At 59.2% G+C, this 17,101-nt stretch carries 15 protein-coding genes and 1 pseudogene; 9 read left to right on the forward strand and 7 right to left on the reverse strand.

The genetic code is table 11. The annotated features are described in order from the left end of the window. Positions 1–2: 2 nt before the first annotated feature. Both K5E37_RS29650 and K5E37_RS29655 read right to left on the reverse strand, forming a co-directional pair. A complete protein-coding gene (locus tag K5E37_RS29650; RefSeq protein ID WP_408980479.1) occupies positions 3–866 on the reverse strand; it encodes a methyl-accepting chemotaxis protein in 864 nt (287 codons plus the stop codon). Beyond that, positions 861–1,829: pseudogene (locus tag K5E37_RS29655) on the reverse strand (MCP four helix bundle domain-containing protein); the annotation flags it as partial. The pseudogene K5E37_RS29655 and the gene K5E37_RS29650, both read right to left, overlap by 6 nt. A 178-nt stretch (positions 1,830–2,007) precedes the next feature. Here K5E37_RS29655 and K5E37_RS10345 point away from each other — a divergent pair. The 3 genes from K5E37_RS10345 to K5E37_RS10355 are packed head-to-tail and all read left to right on the forward strand — an operon-like array spanning position 2,008 to position 5,597. Then, positions 2,008–3,408, forward strand: coding sequence for a cytochrome c (locus K5E37_RS10345; RefSeq protein WP_221533754.1), 1,401 nt, complete (start codon positions 2,008–2,010; stop codon positions 3,406–3,408). Positions 3,409–3,411: 3 nt separating this feature from the next. Next, positions 3,412–3,966, forward strand: coding sequence for a sugar dehydrogenase complex small subunit (locus tag K5E37_RS10350; RefSeq protein WP_127799415.1), 555 nt, complete (start codon positions 3,412–3,414; stop codon positions 3,964–3,966). Further along, the gene (locus tag K5E37_RS10355; protein WP_039772094.1) at positions 3,963–5,597 is read left to right on the forward strand and encodes a GMC family oxidoreductase; all 1,635 of its coding nucleotides are present in this window, start codon (positions 3,963–3,965) and stop codon (positions 5,595–5,597) included. The genes K5E37_RS10350 and K5E37_RS10355 overlap by 4 nt, the downstream gene beginning before the upstream one ends. A 75-nt stretch (positions 5,598–5,672) precedes the next feature. Here the strand turns inward: K5E37_RS10355 and K5E37_RS10360 are convergent, their stop codons facing one another. Further along, on the reverse strand, positions 5,673–7,043 hold the full coding sequence (locus K5E37_RS10360; RefSeq protein ID WP_221533755.1) for a lysozyme inhibitor LprI family protein: 1,371 nt from the start codon (positions 7,041–7,043) through the stop codon (positions 5,673–5,675). Positions 7,044–7,258: 215 nt separating this feature from the next. Here K5E37_RS10360 and K5E37_RS10365 point away from each other — a divergent pair, with 215 nt between their 5' ends. From K5E37_RS10365 to K5E37_RS10380, 4 genes are all read left to right on the forward strand, one after another. Then, positions 7,259–8,863: a tetratricopeptide repeat-containing response regulator gene (locus K5E37_RS10365; RefSeq protein ID WP_085607434.1), complete on the forward strand. Its 1,605-nt coding sequence runs from the start codon at positions 7,259–7,261 to the stop codon at positions 8,861–8,863. After that, positions 8,860–9,552, forward strand: coding sequence for a sensor histidine kinase KdpD (locus K5E37_RS10370; protein WP_085745115.1), 693 nt, complete (start codon positions 8,860–8,862; stop codon positions 9,550–9,552). Before K5E37_RS10365 ends, K5E37_RS10370 begins: the two co-directional genes overlap by 4 nt. A 219-nt stretch (positions 9,553–9,771) precedes the next feature. Further along, complete coding sequence (locus K5E37_RS10375; protein WP_221533771.1) at positions 9,772–11,013, forward strand: glutamine synthetase family protein; 1,242 nt, start codon at positions 9,772–9,774, stop codon at positions 11,011–11,013. A 68-nt stretch (positions 11,014–11,081) separates the two neighbouring features. After that, the gene (locus tag K5E37_RS10380; protein ID WP_085745113.1) at positions 11,082–12,452 is read left to right on the forward strand and encodes an MFS transporter; all 1,371 of its coding nucleotides are present in this window, start codon (positions 11,082–11,084) and stop codon (positions 12,450–12,452) included. Between the two features lie 58 nt (positions 12,453–12,510). Here the strand turns inward: K5E37_RS10380 and K5E37_RS10385 are convergent, their stop codons facing one another. The 4 genes from K5E37_RS10385 to flgA all read right to left on the reverse strand — a co-directional run bounded on the left by K5E37_RS10385 (position 12,511) and on the right by flgA (position 15,163). Then, complete coding sequence (locus K5E37_RS10385) at positions 12,511–13,245, reverse strand: flagellar brake protein (RefSeq protein ID WP_085607428.1); 735 nt, start codon at positions 13,243–13,245, stop codon at positions 12,511–12,513. 95 nt (positions 13,246–13,340) lie between these two features. Beyond that, positions 13,341–13,808 carry a flagella synthesis protein FlgN gene (locus K5E37_RS10390; protein WP_007960323.1) on the reverse strand — a complete coding sequence of 156 codons (468 nt, stop codon included), beginning with the start codon at positions 13,806–13,808 and terminating at the stop codon, positions 13,341–13,343. A gap of 48 nt (positions 13,809–13,856) precedes the next feature. After that, the gene (gene flgM, locus K5E37_RS10395) at positions 13,857–14,183 is read right to left on the reverse strand and encodes a flagellar biosynthesis anti-sigma factor FlgM (protein ID WP_007960324.1); all 327 of its coding nucleotides are present in this window, start codon (positions 14,181–14,183) and stop codon (positions 13,857–13,859) included. 218 nt (positions 14,184–14,401) lie between these two features. Further along, entirely contained in the window at positions 14,402–15,163 is a 762-nt protein-coding gene (gene flgA, locus K5E37_RS10400; RefSeq protein ID WP_221533756.1) for a flagellar basal body P-ring formation chaperone FlgA, read from the reverse strand. Between the two features lie 82 nt (positions 15,164–15,245). Here flgA and K5E37_RS10405 point away from each other — a divergent pair, with 82 nt between their 5' ends. Both K5E37_RS10405 and cheR read left to right on the forward strand, forming a co-directional pair. Continuing rightward, complete coding sequence (locus tag K5E37_RS10405) at positions 15,246–16,178, forward strand: chemotaxis protein CheV (RefSeq protein WP_085607426.1); 933 nt, start codon at positions 15,246–15,248, stop codon at positions 16,176–16,178. 47 nt (positions 16,179–16,225) lie between these two features. Then, positions 16,226–17,053: a protein-glutamate O-methyltransferase CheR gene (gene cheR, locus K5E37_RS10410; protein WP_085607424.1), complete on the forward strand. Its 828-nt coding sequence runs from the start codon at positions 16,226–16,228 to the stop codon at positions 17,051–17,053. Positions 17,054–17,101 lie beyond the last annotated feature (48 nt).

The raw sequence follows: 17,101 nt of genomic DNA on the forward strand, positions 1-17,101 counted from the left end.
ATTTATAAGCGGAAGCGACTGACCATTGTGTTGAACGACGCCGCCAGGTTGGAGAGTTCCTGAGTCGAGGCGCTGGTCTGATGCGCGCCTGCCGCTGTCTGGGTGGAAAGATCCTGAATGTTGACCAGATTTCGGTCCACTTCACGAGCAACGTGTGCCTGTTCTTCCGAGGCTGTCGCGATGACGAGGTTGCGGTCATTGATCTGCGAGATGCCGTCGGCAATCAGCTCCAGGGCCTGGCCGGTCGCTTGCGCCAGTGACTGGGTTTCGCTGACCAGTGCCTGACTTTTCCCCATGGCGCCAACGGCTTCGTCTGCACTGTTGCGAACGTCGTTGATCATGCCTTCGATTTCCCCCGTCGAAGCCTGGGTTCTCGCCGCCAGGGCTCTTACCTCGTCGGCAACGACGGCAAAACCTCGACCTTGCTCACCCGCGCGTGCAGCCTCGATGGCGGCGTTAAGCGCCAGCAGATTGGTTTGCTCTGCTATCCCCCTGATGACATCCAGAACCTTGCCGATGTCCCGTACTTTCTCTGCCAGATCCTTGACCATGGTCGTGGAGGTAGCGATTTCCGTGGTTGCATGGTTGATCGCGGCAACGGCGTTTCGCGCCTGGTCGCGGCCGTTGCTGGCTTCCCGGCTGGTGGTCTGGGAGGCCTCGGAAGTGGATACCGCGTTGCGCGCAACCTCCTCCACAGCGGAGGTCATCTCCGTGACGGCGGTCGCAGCCTGCTGGATCTCGTCATTCTGACGTATCAAGCCACGGCTTCCATTGTCAGTGACGGCGGTGAGTTCTTCTGCAGCTGAAGCCAGTTGATCTGCCGCGCTGGCGATCTGCTGGATAGTGCTTTTCAGACTGCCCTGCATCTCGGCCAGGGCCGTGAGCAACTGGCCGGCCTCGTCGCGGCCGGTGCTGACGATCTGCTGAGTCAGGTCGCCCCCAGCGATGCTTCGGGCGCTTTCAACGGCTTTGGAGATGGGGCGGCTGATCAGTCGGCTGATGAACAGGCCAAGCAAAATCGCAGCGACGAAGGCCAGCACGATGCCAATGTACAGCGACGTCTTGGCGGAAGACTCCGTCAGAACCGATCGTTTTGCGGCTTCGCTGACTTGCATATCGTTGGAGTTGGTCATGATGGTCAATTCGTCCATGACGACGCGGTAGTTTTTCTGCAGGTCGCCGAGCAGCAATTCGCGGCCGTTTTCCAGGTCCCCGGCCTTCATCAGGGCCAGATACCTTTGCACGATCGCCTGGTAAACGGGCCAGGCTTTTTCCATTCGGTCACCGGCCGCACGTTCGTCGTCGGCAAGCTCGGTTTTTCGGTATTCGGCAAAGGCTTTTTCGCTCGCCAACTGGTTGGCGCTCATCGAGGCGAGGAATTCGTCCTTGGTGCTCTGTGGCAGGTTGGCGGCTGTGGCGACGTAAAGCCGATACATGTCACGGGTCTGTCCGACAGCCTTGATTTTGGTCTGCGCAATGTTGGCGACGGCGACCAGGTTGTTGCCGAACACCGATCTGAGGCTCGTCGAAAGCTCGGTCACTCCCCGGCTTCCCAGCAGGCCCACCCCCAAAGTAATGAAGGCGCACGCCGCGAAGGCCGTGATCAATTTCGTGGAAAGTCTTGCGTCATTCAACCAACTCATAAGGGGCATCCTGCTGACATGTGGGGGCGGGTCAATATCGAGCGCAGCTCGTAGGTAAATGGCGTGTCGTCGTACATCTTTCGGCTGCGGAGTCCACAACTGTAGGGTTACTAGTTGTTTCTCATCTAAATATATTCTGCATAAAACCCCTTGTAACCATTGGTTTAGAGCATTCAGCACATACATACAAAAGATGGCACTTGGCCTTTTCTATTTATTGCAAAGTGTTACATTATGTGGAATATTCCAAAAATACGTACGACATCGTACCTCTTCGTCCTCGGCTTACGAGATGGCGAGGATGCCGTGTTCGTGCTTGCCGGAACCGTGAAAAAAAAGAACGAAGCAGCCTAGGGTAGGACTCATGTCGCGTCGCATTGATAAAGGGAAACGCAGGGGGTACGCCTTTGCCGGATTGGTTACGCTGTTGATCGCCGCGGCTGGAACTGCGCATGGCGAGGCGCTCGACAGCACCGCGTCGGTGGGCAAGCGTCTGGCGGTAGCGGCTGACTGTGTGGCTTGCCACACGGCGCCAGGCGGCAAGGCTTTTGCGGGCGGCTATCCGCTCGGCTCACCGATGGGCACCATTTATTCGACCAATATCACGCCTTCGAAAACGGCCGGTATCGGCAATTACACGTCAGAGCAATTCGCCCGTGCGGTGCGTGACGGGGTGGCGGCCGATGGCACTCGGCTTTACCCGGCGATGCCCTACACCTCTTATTCGAAGATGACCGACAGCGACATTGCTGCGCTCTACGACTACTTCATGCATGAGGTGACGCCGGTCGATACGCCGAACCAGAAAACCGCTCTGGATTTCCCGTTCAATATCCGTGCATCGATGATTGGCTGGAACGCGCTGTTCCACAGCAAAACACGCTTCACACCGGATCCGGCCAAGTCCGCCGAGGTCAATCGTGGCGACTATCTGGTCAACGGCCTGGCTCACTGCGACACCTGTCATACACCGCGCAATGTCCTGATGGCGGCCGACAGCGCAAAGCCGTTGGCCGGCGGATCGCTGGGCAGTTGGTATGCCCCCAATATCACTTCCGACAAAGTCAGCGGCATCGGTGCCTGGTCGAGCGACGAGATCGTGGCCTATCTGCGTACCGGTCACGTCGAGGGCAAGGCCCAGGCAGCGGGGCCGATGGCCGAGGCGGTGGAGAACAGCCTGCAGCATCTGAGCGATGTGGATCTCAAGGCCATCGCGGCCTATCTGTTGCAGACCGCGCCGATCAAGACCGGGGAGAGCAAGGCCCGGCACGAGTACGGTCAGGCTTCGGTCGATGAATTGACGCTGCGCGGAGGCAAACCGGGGGACAACCCGGGCTGGCACATTTTCAGTGGCACTTGCGCCAACTGTCACCAGCCTGACGGTCAAGGCACGCGGGAATATCCATCGCTGTTTCACAACACCGCCACCAGTCGCAGCGACAACCTGATTGCGGCCATCGTGTATGGCGTGCACCGCGAAGTCGACGGTGTGGCCATCGACATGCCGGCATTCGGCCCGGACGCGCTGTTCACCGACCGCCTGAACGACCAGCAGATTGCCGACGTCAGCAACTACGTGCTGTCGCGCTACGGCAATGCCGACACGATTGTCACCGCCGCCGATGTGGCGCAGGTACGGGAAGGTGGTCCCAAGGCACCGCTGGCAGTGATGGCGAAGTTTACGATCCCGGTCATCATTCTCGTGTGCTTGTTGATCGGCCTGGGCGCATGGGCCTTGATTGCACGTCGGCGCAAGGAGGCCTGAGCAATGGACACTTCAATGACGCACAAACACGTAAAAACTCAAACCGAAGGCTCGACGGGGCTCACTCGCCGCAACCTGTTGCGCGGTTCCGTGACACTGGGGCTGGCGGCGATGATCGGTGGTGCGCTGCCCTGGCAGTCTGTGCTGGCAGCCCAGGTTTCCAGCGACGATTTCATTGCGCTTTCCCGGTTTCTGGTCAGTCGTGCGGTCAATCCGGTTCTGGCCGGTCGTTACTACGCCGCACTGGACAAGCGCGCGCCGAATTTCTCGACCAATGTAATTGCCCTGAAGCAATTGATCGGCGCACAGGGGTACAGGCATGTCGACGAATACCTGGCGCAGCCGAATCCGGATCCATCGCTGCGAGCCACGGCCACCAGCATCATTTCCGCCTGGTATCTGGGCATTGTCGGTGAGCCGGCGGATGCCGAGCTGATCAGCTATTCCCTCGCCATGATGTATCAGCCCACTCACGGCATTCTCATCATTCCAACCTACGGTGGCGGCCCGGATTCATGGGGTCCCAAACCAGCAGTCAATCAGGACTCGACAGTATGAGCAGCGATCAATTCGATGCCGATGTGGTGATCATCGGCTCCGGTGTCATGGGCGGCCTGATCGCCACGGGCCTGGCCAAAGCGAACAAGTCGGTGATCGTGCTCGAGGCCGGTCCTCGGGTGAATCGCCGTGATGTGGTGGAAACGTTCCGCAATGCTCCGGTGAAACTCTCGCTGGCCAATGCGAAGCTGCAGGGTGCCGGGTCGCCTTATCCGAGCCTGCCCCATGCGCCCTCTACCTATGGCGACTATCTGCAGCAGGTAGGGCCGGTGAAATACAACACCTCTTATCTGCGTGTGGTGGGCGGCACCACCTGGCATTTCGGGTCATCGCTGTGGCGCATGCTGCCCAACGATTTTCGTCTCAAGTCGTTGTATGGCCGTGGTCGTGACTGGCCCATCAGTTATGACGAACTGGAACCGTATTACGCTCGAGCTGAAATCGAACTGGGCGTTTCCGGCGTCGACGGCCAGGACGAAAGCGGGCAGGGCGGAGACGCCTATCCACCGCGCTCGATTCCCTATCCGATGGAAGGCCTGAAACCGAGCTACATGTTCAAGCGCCTTTCCGAATTGCTCAGCAAGGGCGGGTATAACCCGATCCTCGAGCCGAATGGCCGGGCAACCCGCCCCTATGGCAAACGGCCTCCCTGCGCCGGCAACAACAACTGCAACCCGGTGTGCCCGATCGCGGCGAAGTACGACGGTTCGATGCATATCGATGAAGCCGAGCGTCATGGCGCCAAGGTGCTGGACAACTCCGTGGTCTACAAGATCGAGGCGGGCGACGATGGAAAGATCACCGCGATCTGGTACATGCGCCCCGACAAGTCCAAACACAAACTGACCGCACGGGCCTTTGTGCTGGCGGCTTACGGTATCGAGTCGCCGAAGCTGCTCTTGATGTCGACCTCGGAAAAGTATCCGAACGGGATTGCCAACTCGTCGGATCAGGTCGGGCGCAACCTGATGGATCACACCGGCATCAGCATGAACGTCATGACCAAGGAAGACATGTGGCCGGGCGAAGGGCCGACGCAATTGCTGGTTTATCTGAACAGCCGCGATGGCGCGTTTCGCAACGATTATCCGAGCTACAAGATCAAGGTGCGCAACACCGTGCCGACGTCGCAGATCACTTCGAACCTAATTGCCAAAGGCGTGCTGGGCTCGAAGCTCGATGAGCAGATCCGGCTGCAATCGGCGCGCTCCCTGAACTGGGCTGTCGACTTCGAAACCTTGCCACTGCCGGAAAACCGGGTCACCCCGAGCAAGACCAAGTTCGACGCAATCGGTCTGCCGGTTCCCGAGATCTACTACAGCGTTCCCGACTACTGGCACGCCGGCAAAGAGAAGGCTCTGGAGGACTTCAAACAGTTTGCGAAACTGCTCGACGCCGACATCCTCAGCACCGACACGGGCTTCCAGAATCGGCAGCACATCATGGGCACCACCATCATGGGCGATGACCCGAAAGACTCCGTGGTGGACCGCGATTGCCGCAGTCACGACCATTCCAATCTGTTCATCGCGGGCACGAGCGTCATGCCATCGTCCTCCTGCGTGAACCCGACGCTGACAGGTGCGGCGTTGAGTATCCGGATTGCCGATGTGTTGGTGGCGGAGGTCTGAGAAGCGCCCTGAATTGAAAAGCCCCATGCAGAGAAAACTGGTGGGGCTTTTTTGTATTTCGAAGGGCGCGAAGCTTTAGAGACTTTCAGCTCCGCCTTTGGTTTTGCCGACTGATGTGCTGACCTGGGTGATATGTCGGCGCCCGTTCACTGAATAACTGCGCTGCGGATCTTCGGACTCCGGCTTGCGCATCAACAGTAACGCAGGAAGACCGTTTTTTTCGTCGTAGGTACCGAACCAGTTGATCAGTCTTGCGACATAACAATCATCACCAATGATCACGGGGAAGTCGGCGACAGGTTCGACCGCGTAGTAGCTCGCACCATAGCCGTAGTACTCCTCAATGTCCTTGGCGGATTGGGGGATGGGGCAGAGCGGCTTTTTCTGCTGTCCCGTCATCCCCGCATTTGCGTCCAGACCGGTCACAGCTTTGGCGAGCACCTTCTGCAGGGACGGTTCCAGTTCGTAGGCTTTATCGCTGTCCTCGATGTACTGAGTGTGTGGAACCGTCAGTTGGTAGTCATAGCGCACGCTGACCGTCGGCACCTGCCTGTTGATCTTCAGGGGATTGAGCAGGTAGACCTGATCTTCGCCGTAGCTGCCGTTTTGGTAGGCGAAATAGATTTTTCCGTGAGTGCCGATCAAGTATGCGGACTGATTGGCACCGCGGTCATTGGTATAGAAAAGGACGCTGTCGTTACTGTTCTGAGAGGAAAACTCAGCAGTTCTCCTGATAAATCTGCTGTCGCTCCGACGCCAGGTTTCCGTGTAATGAAACATCCCGGTTCCGCCGGCGTAGGTTTCCACGATGAGGTCGCGCTGGCCGTCACCATCCAGATCCATCAGGGTGTACGAGGTTTGGCCGGACTCTGCGGCTCCCTTGATGTCGGATGCTTGCAGTGCTTTCCACTCGTCTTGCGTGACTTCTTTGGGGATGGTCGTGGGGAAGAGCGGTTGCTCATCTTCATCCAGCTCGGCTGAAAACGAGCTGCCGACGTAGCCAAGGGTCATAGAATTCAGCGCCCGCTCCAGCGCAAACTCCGGATTCTCCTTGCTCATCTCCCGAATCCGCTGCTGCAGATCCTCCATGACCTGTTTATCGATCTCGTCCGGTTTGTAGGCCACTGCGTCGATCCACTGCGCGTGCAACACCTGCAAACGATCCTGATAACGCTGGCTCAGACAACTGACCTCCTCACCACACCGATCACGCTCCTTCAGCCACTGACGCTGAGCCTTTTTCACTTCGGCCTGCGCCGGTGCAGCCTTCATCAACTTCCGGTAGGCCGCCCCCATCCGCGCATCCAGCTCATACAACGGCTTGTCCGCGCAAATCGCCTTCTCCACAACACTCGCCGCCTTTGTACAGTCCATTCCGCTCGCCAGTGCCTGCTGAAAAAACAGCAGAGCACAGGTCGACACGATGTAGCGTCCCTTGATGTACACGATGAATCCTTTGCCGTTGGAAGGTGAGAACCGCCGCGCAGGGTAATCCTTGCGCAACGAATCTTGAACCCTCGCTTCAAGAGAACCGCTGATCCGGCCGATAACCCATTCGGTGACTTCAGAGTCGCGCGAAATCGCTTGATAGCATTTGGCCGGCAGCTATCATCTGCGCGCCTGGAAATGGTCCATCCTCTTCAATTGCCTGGAAATCCTCGATGCTGTCGTATCACCAAAAGAGTTTTCTGATCGTCGATGATTTCTCGGATTTCCGCAGTTCCGTGCGTTCGATGTTGCGCGAGTTGGGCGTCAAGGATGTGGATACCGCCGACACCGGTGAGCAGGCGCTGAAAATGTGTGCGCAGAAGTCCTACGATTTCATCCTCCAGGACTTCCACCTCGGTGACGGCAAGAAGAACGGTCAGCAGGTGCTGGAAGACCTGATGATGGAGAAGCTGATCAGCCACGAAGCGGTGTTCGTGATGGTCACGGCCGAGACCAGTCAGGCGATGGTGCTCAGTGCCCTGGAGCACGAGCCGGACGCGTACCTGACCAAACCGTTCAACCGCTCCGGCCTCGCTCAGCGGCTGGAGCGTCTGGAGCAGCGCAAGACCCTGCTCAAGCCGATTCTGCAAGCTCTCGACCGTGGCAAACCGGTCGAAGTGCTCAACGCCTGCATCGCCCTGTGCAAACAGGACATCCGCTATTCGCCGCTGTGCCTGCGCTATCGCGCCGATGCGCTGCGCGACATGAACCAGAACGAAGCGCTCGAGCGCCTATACGACGGCATCATCGCCGACCGGCCGTTGCCGTGGGCGTTTGCCGGGTTGGGCAAATTGCTGTTCAAGCGCGGGCAGGTCAGTCAGGCCAAAGGCGTTTACGAAAAAGCCCTGAAGGTCTTCCCGATGATGCCGGCGCTGTATGACGGCATGGCTGACGTGCTGGTCGCCGAAGGCGATACCAAAGGCGCGCAGCAAGTGCTGGAGGAGGCGATTCGCCTGTCGCCGCTGGCCGTGCGCCGTCAGGCGTTGCTGGGCAAGCTGGCGATGGCCAACGAAGATTTCGACACCGCCTCCCGGGCTTATCGCCAGGCAGTGAATCAGGGCGCGCAATCGCGCTTCAAGGATCCAGAAAGCAATCTCGGCCTGGCTCACGCGCTGATCAGCAAGGGCAGCGAACGCGGGCTCGACACCCGCACGCGTCTGGAGATCAACACCACACTGAGTGCGGTGGCGAAAGAAAACCCGACCGATCCGGGCCTGCAGATTCGGGCGCGCCTGATGAAGGCCACGAGCCTGTTGCTCAACGATGCCGAGACCGCCGAGAAGCTCACCGAACAAGCGCTGATGCGCCTCGACGGCATGGAACAGTTCATGAGCCCCGAGGCCGCGTTGCTGGTCGCCAAGCAATTGCAGATGCTCGGCCAGGCCGAGGCGGGCACTTCGATGCTCAAGAGCTGTGCGGAAATCTACGGCGATGACCCGACGGTGATGAAAGACATCGCCAAGCTGACCGACGACCCGACTATTCTCAGCTCCAGCAACGCCGCCGCCGACCTCAACCGGCAGGGCGTGCGCGTGTACAAGACCGGCAACCTGGTGGAGGCCCGCGAGGTGTTCCGCAAGGCGCTGAAGATGCAACCGAAGAACATCAGTATCGCGCTGAACATGGCCCAGTCGCTGCTGCACGGCACCGACACCAATGTGCCGTCGGCGGAGCTGGAAGAATGTCGGGCCTGCCTGAAACTGGTGGGCATGATGCCCGATACCGACGCGCGTTATCCGCGTTATCAGAAGCTGAAAAGCAAGGCGTTTGGCGAATGAACCAAGACGAGCAGGCACTGGATTTTTCCACGGTGATCGCCTCCACCGTGCACGACATGAAGAACTCTCTGGCGATGCTGATGCAGGCCCACAGCCAATGGCTGGCGCGTCTGCCCGAGACGCAGCGCCAAGGGGCGGAGCAGGGCGTGATCGACTTCGAGTTCGCCCACCTCAACGGCATGCTGGTGCAGTTGCTCGGGCTGTACAAGCTTGGGGTGAATCAGATGCCGTTGCAGCCGGCCTATCACGAGCTGGACGATTTCATCGAAGCGCAACTGGCGGCGCATCAGGAAGTGTTCGCCAGTCGTGGAATCATCGCCACTTACGAAGTCGATCCGCTCAGTCCGCTGGGTTTCTTTGATCGCGAACTGATCGCCTCTGTGCTGGGCAACTGCATCAACAATGCGATCCGTTACGCCCGTGAATCGCTGCTGATCACCGTCAGCGACGAAGCCGGGCAACTGGTGCTGAGCATCAATGACGACGGCGACGGTTACCCGGCCGAAATGCTCGAGCGTCAGTCCGATTACGTGCAGGGCATCAATCACAGCAGTGGCAGCACCGGCCTCGGTCTGTACTTCGCCGGGCGCATTGCCGCGCTGCATCAGCGCAACGGTGTTGGCGGCCGGACCGAGATTCGTAATGGCGGCCCGCTGGGCGGCGGCGTGTTCAGTATTTACCTGCCCTGAATCACTGATTCATTGACCGGAATTCTTTTTGTTGGCTGCTGCTTGATATTCCGAACAGCCGAAGCCTATTTTGTCCGGGTCGCCGTTCGCGGCTCGCACAATAACAAGGATTGCGTCATGACAACCGATGGCCAGCGTTCACTCGCGCAGCGATTGACGGGCATTGATGAGATTGAATGTGTCACGCCGGATTTGAACGGTGTGCCACGTGGCAAGGTAATGACCGCCGAGGGCTTCCTCGAAGGGCGGCGTTTGCAGTTGGCCCGGGGGGTGCTGCTGCAATGCATCATGGGCGGTTATCCCGCCGCGAAATTCTATGGCAGCGATGACGGCGATCTGGCGCTGGTGGCCGATCCTGCGCAGATCCATCCGTTGCCATGGAGCGAAGAACCGCGGGCCTTTGCAATCTGTGATGCCGACGAGTTGACCGGCGAAAGCTCCAACCTGTCGACCCGTGGTCAGCTCAAGAAAGTCATTGCCCGCTACGCAGCTCTCGGTCTGGCGCCGGTGGTAGCGACCGAACTCGAATTCTTTGTGTTCGCCCCGAACACCGACCCGACCCAGCCGTTCCAGCCGCCAGTCGGTTTCGACGGCCGTCGCGAGGACGGTCATTCGGCGTTCAGCGTCAGCTCCAATAACGGTCTGCGGCCGTTCTTCAGTGAAGTCTATAAATGCATGGCGGCTCTGGGCCTGCCACGCGATACCTTCATGCACGAAATGGGCGTCAGCCAGTTCGAGATTAACCTGCTGCACGGTGATCCGCTGTTGCTGGCCGACCAGACCTTTCTGTTCAAGCACCTGCTCAAGGAAGTCGCGCTCAAGCACGGCCTGACCGTTGTGTGCATGGCCAAGCCGCTGGCGCACACGCCGGGCAGTTCGATGCACATTCACCAGAGCATCGTCGAAATCGGCAGCGGCAAGAATGTGTTCAGCGATGCGGACGGTCAGCCGACTGCGATGTTCCGCCACTTCATCGGCGGGCAGCAGGCGGGCATGGCTGACTTCACCGCGCTGTTCGCGCCGAACGTCAATTCCTACCAGCGCCTGTGCCATCCGTTTGCGTCGCCGAACAATGCCTGCTGGTCCCACGACAATCGCGCCGCCGGGCTGCGCATTCCGGCCAGTTCGCCGGTTGCGCGTCGGGTCGAGAACCGCTTGCCGGGCGCCGATGCGAACCCGTATCTGGCCATCGCTGCGAGCCTTGCCGCCGGCTTGTACGGCATCGAGCATGAGCTGGAGCCAAGCGAAGCGATTCAGGGCGAGTTCGACGTGCCGGACCATCTTTCGCTGCCGTGTACCTTGCACGCGGCGCTCGAACGTCTGAAACGCAGCCAGCTTGCAAAGGAACTGTTCGGCACGGAGTTCATCGAAGGCTACATCGCTTCGAAGACCATGGAGTTGACCAGTTTCTTTGATGAAATCACTCCCTGGGAACGCCGTGTTCTAGCAGCCCAGGCCTGACGACATGTCGCCGTCGGGCTATCGTTTGATAGCCCGATACTTACCGCAAGGAGCCGCTCGGAACGCCGATGCGCCAAATCTGGAAATCCTTTCGAGCGCTGTATTTCGCCTCGCTGATGATGTTGATCGGCTCGGGCCTTCTTTCTACTTATCTGGCTTTGCGTCTGGCTGCCGACCATGTCGACGGGTTGTGGGTCGGTGCGTTGATGGCGGCCAACTATTTCGGTCTGGTGCTGGGCGGCAAGATCGGTCACCGCCTGATCGCCCGGGTCGGGCATATCCGCGCCTACTCGGCGTGTGCCGGGATCGTCGGTGCGGCGGTGCTCGGTCATGGGCTGGTGGACTGGCTGCCGGCCTGGCTGGTGCTGCGGACCATCGTCGGCCTCGGCATGATGTGCCAATACATGGTCATCGAGAGCTGGCTGAACGAGCAGGCTGACGCCAATCAGCGCGGTCTGGTGTTCAGCGGCTACATGATCGCGTCGTACCTGGGGCTGGTGCTCGGTCAGCTGATTCTGGTCATGCACCCGGGCCTTGGCCTGGAACTGCTGATGCTGGTCGCGCTGTGCTTCGCCCTGTGTCTGGTGCCGGTGGCGCTGACCCGACGGATTCACCCGGCGCCGCTGCACCCGGCGCCGATGGAGCCGCGCTTCTTTATCAAGCGTGTGCCGCAGTCGCTGAGCACGGTGCTCGGGGCGGGGCTGATCATCGGTTCGTTCTACGGTCTGGCGCCGCTGTATGCCTCGCAGCAGGGGCTGTCCACCGAGCAGGTCGGTCTGTTCATGGGTAGCTGCATTTTTGCCGGGCTGGTGGTGCAATGGCCGCTGGGCTGGTTGTCCGACCGCTATGACCGGGCGCTGCTGATTCGCTGCTTTGCGTTGTTCCTCGCGATTGCCGCGTTGCCGCTGGCGATCCTGCCGCAAGTGCCGTTGGAGGTGCTGTTCGTGGTCGGCTTCCTCTGCTCGCTGGTGCAGTTTTGCCTGTACCCGTTGGCGGTGGCGTTCTCCAACGACCACGTCGAAGGCGAGCGCCGGGTGTCGCTGACGGCGATGCTGCTGGTGACTTACGGCGTAGGCGCCAGTATCGGGCCACTGGCGGCCGGGGTGCTGATGAAGCTGTTCGGGCCGCAGAGCCTGTATGCGTTCTTCACCTTTTTCGCGTTGGTGCTGGTGTGGCGGATCCGCCCGAAAGCCGTGACCAATCTGCACCAGGTCGACGATGCACCGCTGCATCACGTGGCGATGCCGGACAGCATGTCCAGTTCGCCGCTGGTAGCAGCGCTTGATCCGCGGGTTGACGAGCAGGTGGTGCAGGAGCAGATGCAGAATACGGTCGCTCCTGAACCGGAGCCAGAACCTGAACCAGAGCCAGAATCTGCCGCGCCCACCGACTCGACAGTCGAAGACGAGGGGCCGGACATCACTCCCGCCAAGCCGTGATCCGGGCATAAAAAACGGGCAGTCACCGCAGTGACTGCCCGTTTTTTATGCCTGCCGATCAGAGATCGTCTTTATCGAACCGACGCGCTTCGCGCTGCAGTTGATAAACGAAACGCTCGACGTTGCGGGCCGCCGGGCCGCTGATGTTGTGAAAGCGCAGGCCGGCGAAGGTGATGTTGAGCTTTTCTTCGAAGTGCAGGTAACGCAGCTCGACCGATACCGGTTGGTTGCCGAACAGCGGCGCGGCGATCAGGCGATCATAGACCTGGCCCAGTTGCAGGCGGTCAGTGATGTCGCCTTCGAAACGCAGCTTGCAACCGGTGGCAGAGATATCCAGCAGTTTGCCGCCGATCGGCGACTTGAGCTTTTCGCCACCCAGTTCGACGCTGACCAGGTCGGTCAGCTTCAGGGCGGCGCGAAAGGCATTGCGGCGCTGGTGATAAACCACTTCGGTGGGCAGGTCGCCGGTGTAGAAGCGGTCGCCGTCGGAATCCTTGATGCTCAGCGTTCCTGTACATTCCCAGGCGATGCGCACGCCATCATGAAAGCCCTCAACCTTGAACGGTTCGCCTGCTTCCAGAAAACGTTCGCCGTCGCGCGGGATCATTTCATCAAGCTTGATCGAACCGTTTTCGCGATCGACTTCAATCAGGTAGCTCTGGAAGCGCTGGCTACGCTCGTGGAAGGTGATGATCAGCGGATCGTGGCTCTCTTGCAGCTGGCGCAGATTGCTGGAGATCTCCAGGGGCGTGGTGAGCACCTTTGGGGGCTGCGGAGCGTCATCGTTGGACACGTTAAATCAATCTCCAGACAAAATTTGACTACGGCTGGCCAGTATTTTGCCAGCATGTTTCGCACGTTGATAGGGCGCAAGCATAGAAGAAAGCATCACGCCTGGCTGAGCGCGCGCGGTTTCTGCAGTTTGGAGAAGGTGCCACTGGCATCGTAGAGCGCGGGAGGCTCGCCGCCGGTGAGGATTTTCAGTTGATTGGCCGTGGCGGCCTGCTGCATGATGATCGACTGGCCGTTCTTGACGTTGGCTGCCTGGCACTGGGCAATCAGGTCGGTCAGGACATCGCTCTGGCTCAGCAACTGGTCGCCGATGCTCGACTGGCTGGCCAGTTGTTCCAGACCTGCGCGGTCGAGGGACAGGTTGAGACTGGCGAGGATTTCGCTGCGCTTGCGGCCATGCTGTTCGAGCAGAATGATCAATGCCTGTTTGCGCGCCAGAATTTCTTCCAGCAGAGGCATGTCGCGACCGTGCAAGGCGAGGGACTCGGTTTGCAGTAACTCCAGCAATTGTTGAGCTGGAGCAAAGTCGTCGGTGATCAGTTGCAATAAATTAGTGTCGTGCATGGCTGGCCTTGGGTTTTAAGCGTCCAAAAGCCTGGCGCTGACCGAGGCCTAGCGCTGGGCTTCGAAATTGAGCAGTTTGCTGGCTACACGGTTGCTGTCGACTTTGTAGCTGCCATCGGCAATCGCTGCTTTCAACTCGGCCACGCGGGCTTTATCGACGGCAGGCTGATCGCGCAGCTTGTCAGTGACCTTCTGCAACTGTTGAGCCTCATTGCTGAGGTGTACCGATTCCCCGCTTTTTGCGGTACTGGCCTGTTCGGCCGGGGTATTCAGCGGCGCGGAGGTGCCGGTTTCGGCGGTTTCCTTGGCGTTGCTGGTACGCGTACTGCCCGTAAGTGACGAGGAGCTGTTCAAACGGCTGAAATCGATGACCATGTTAAAAACCTCTGGGAATTTGGACGCTTGCCATGTTCTCGGCCATCCCCTGGAAAACTTTAGGCTCATTTAGCAATGAGCTTGCATGCGCCGTTGCAGAACCTGCTGCGGCACAGTTTAGGGAACAGCTCTGGTCAGCGCCAGTTTTCTGCTTGAGTACTCAGGGGCTTTTCAAATATCCGTTCATACAGCCGCTCACATCACCGCTACATGGCCGTTCACATGGCAACTTCCACCTGGCCGGGCGCGATAACCTGCGCCTTGATAACCCGTTGGGAATTGAGGTTTTTCACCCGAATCTGTTCTTTCAGGCCACCGTTCGACAGGGCTTCGCCCGGCATGCGGACGGCGAGGGTGCCGCTGCGGGCGGTGATCACCACTTGATCGCCCTTGCGAACCACTTCCGCCTGTTCCAGATGCACCAGGGTGATGACTTGATCGGCTACCGTTGGTCGGGTCAATTTCTGCCCGATGGCTTCATCCACCGACGTCAGAAAACCCTGATTGATCGTGCTGACGTCGCGCTCGCGCAAGGTCACGTCCTGAGGCTCGATGATGCCGGCGCGTTTGAGTGGCCGCGTGGTGGTGACAATCTCGCGAAACAGGCGGACTTGAGCGGGCACGAACACCGTCCAGGGGGAGGCGCCTTCGCAGCGGACCTTGACCGTGACACGGCCCAGAGGGCGTGCCGGACTCTCCAGTGTCGCTGTCAATTCCTTGTCGCACATAGGCATGCGCATGCGGGGATCGAGCTGGTTGACCTCGATTTCATAACGGCCTTCCGTTTGACTGGTAGCCAGATAGTCTTCTACGGTGAATTCAAGAAAGCCCTGAGTGACGCCGATAAGCATGTCAGGCAAGGTAACCGCATCAGCACCGGCAGGGCTGCCAGCGAAAAAAAGGCAAACGGCGGACATCGCGCAAAGCCCTCTGTGGAGGGGAGATGTCAGGCGTCGGAAAAATGTCGTTTGAGCGTTCATACGAGTTAAAAAGCAAGCGCCGTGCCGTTTAGCAATGAATGTGCGTCGCAACAACACTTGGCGTTGGTGTAGGAGTCTGGGCATGGCTGGTGTAATGGATTCGGTGAACCAGCGCACGCAACTGGTGGGGCAGAATCGCCTGGAGCTGTTGTTGTTCCGTCTCGACGGCCAGCAGCTCTACGGGATCAACGTGTTCAAGGTTCGGGAAGTGCTGCAATGCCCGCAACTGACGGTGATGCCCAAGTCCAGTCCTGTCGTGTGCGGGGTGGCGAATATCCGGGGGGCGACCATTCCGATCCTTGATCTGGCGATGGCGACCGGCTCCGGTGCTTTGAAAGACAAGAACAGTCCGTTCGTGATCATCACGGAATACAACACCAAGACCCAGGGTTTCCTGGTGCGCTCGGTGGAACGTATCGTGAACATGAACTGGGAAGAGATCCATCCGCCGCCCAAGGGCACCGGGCGCGATCATTACCTGACCGCTGTGACTCGGGTCGACAATCAGTTAGTCGAAATCATCGACGTCGAGAAGGTGCTGGCGGAAGTTGCGCCGACCCCGGAAGCGATTTCGGTCGGCGTGGTGGATGTCGAGACCCAGAGCAAGGCGTTGTCGCTGCGGGTGCTGACGGTCGATGACTCGTCGGTGGCGCGCAAGCAGGTGACGCGTTGCCTGCAGACGGTCGGTGTCGAAGTGGTGGCGTTGAACGACGGCAAGCAGGCGCTGGATTACCTGCGCAAGCTGGTCGACGAGGGCAAGAAGCCAGAAGAAGAGTTCCTGATGATGATCTCCGACATCGAAATGCCGGAGATGGACGGGTACACCCTGACGGCCGAGATCCGCAGCGACCCTCGCATGCAAAAGCTTCATATCATCCTGCATACTTCGTTGTCGGGTGTGTTCAATCAGGCGATGGTCAAGAAAGTCGGTGCCGATGACTTCCTGGCCAAGTTCCGTCCTGATGACCTGGCATCCCGGGTAGTCGACCGGATCAAAGCAGCAGATATCAGCTAAGGGCCTTCTGCCCCTGGCGTTCAACACGATTTAAGAGGCGGCATCATTTGTCTACGGGTAATTTGGATTTCGAACAGTTCCGGGTCTTCCTGGAAAAAGCCTGTGGCATTTTGCTCGGTGAAAACAAGCAGTACCTGGTGTCGAGCCGTCTCAACAAACTGATGGAGCAGCAAGGCATCAAGTCCCTGGGTGAGCTGGTACAGCGCATCCAGACCCAGCCGCGCAGCGGTTTGCGCGAGCAGGTGGTCGATGCCATGACGACCAACGAAACCCTGTGGTTTCGTGACACCTATCCGTTTGAAGTCTTGAAGAACAAGGTGCTGCCCGAGGCCATCAAGGCCGCTCCCAACCAGCGTCTGCGGATCTGGTCGGCGGCCTGCTCGTCGGGTCAGGAACCCTATTCGCTATCGATGTCGATCGACGAGTTCGAGCGGACCAACATCGGCCAGTTGAAGATGGGCGTGCAGATCGTTGCCACGGATCTGTCCGGCAGCATGCTGACCAACTGCAAGACCGGCGAGTACGACAGCCTGGCGATCGGTCGCGGTCTGTCCGCCGATCGTCTGCAGCGCTACTTCGACCCGAAAGGGCCGGGGCGCTGGGTGATCAAGGCGCCGATCAAGAACCGGGTGGAATTTCGCTCGTTTAACCTGCTCGACAGCTATGCAGCGCTGGGCAAGTTCGACATCGTGTTCTGCCGCAACGTGCTGATCTACTTCTCCGCCGAGGTGAAGAAGGACATCCTGTTGCGCATTCACAGCACGCTGAAGCCGGGCGGTTATCTGTTCCTTGGCGCTTCCGAGGCGCTGAACGGTCTGCCGGATCATTACCAGATGGTTCAGTGCAGCCCGGGGATCATCTACCAGGCGAAGTGATCAAGACCGGCAACACAAGAAACGGGAGTCCTCAGGGGCTCCCGTTTT

The organism is Pseudomonas sp. RIT778 (assembly GCF_019718735.1).
GTDB lineage: Bacteria > Pseudomonadota > Gammaproteobacteria > Pseudomonadales > Pseudomonadaceae > Aquipseudomonas > Aquipseudomonas aphyarum.

Excerpts from the sequence above, each read along its gene's own strand:
- K5E37_RS29650 (WP_408980479.1), bottom strand. The coding sequence starts at position 866 with ATGCAGGGCAGTCTGAAAAGCACTATCCAGCAGATCGCCAGCGCGGCA.
- K5E37_RS10345 (WP_221533754.1), top strand. The coding sequence starts at position 2,008 with ATGTCGCGTCGCATTGATAAAGGGAAACGCAGGGGGTACGCCTTTGCC.
- K5E37_RS10350 (WP_127799415.1), top strand. The coding sequence starts at position 3,412 with ATGGACACTTCAATGACGCACAAACACGTAAAAACTCAAACCGAAGGC.
- K5E37_RS10355 (WP_039772094.1), top strand. The coding sequence starts at position 3,963 with ATGAGCAGCGATCAATTCGATGCCGATGTGGTGATCATCGGCTCCGGT.
- K5E37_RS10365 (WP_085607434.1), top strand. The coding sequence starts at position 7,259 with ATGCTGTCGTATCACCAAAAGAGTTTTCTGATCGTCGATGATTTCTCG.
- K5E37_RS10370 (WP_085745115.1), top strand. The coding sequence starts at position 8,860 with ATGAACCAAGACGAGCAGGCACTGGATTTTTCCACGGTGATCGCCTCC.
- K5E37_RS10375 (WP_221533771.1), top strand. The coding sequence starts at position 9,772 with ATGACCGCCGAGGGCTTCCTCGAAGGGCGGCGTTTGCAGTTGGCCCGG.
- K5E37_RS10380 (WP_085745113.1), top strand. The coding sequence starts at position 11,082 with ATGCGCCAAATCTGGAAATCCTTTCGAGCGCTGTATTTCGCCTCGCTG.
- K5E37_RS10390 (WP_007960323.1), bottom strand. The coding sequence starts at position 13,808 with ATGCACGACACTAATTTATTGCAACTGATCACCGACGACTTTGCTCCA.
- flgM (WP_007960324.1), bottom strand. The coding sequence starts at position 14,183 with ATGGTCATCGATTTCAGCCGTTTGAACAGCTCCTCGTCACTTACGGGC.
- flgA (WP_221533756.1), bottom strand. The coding sequence starts at position 15,163 with ATGAACGCTCAAACGACATTTTTCCGACGCCTGACATCTCCCCTCCAC.
- K5E37_RS10405 (WP_085607426.1), top strand. The coding sequence starts at position 15,246 with ATGGCTGGTGTAATGGATTCGGTGAACCAGCGCACGCAACTGGTGGGG.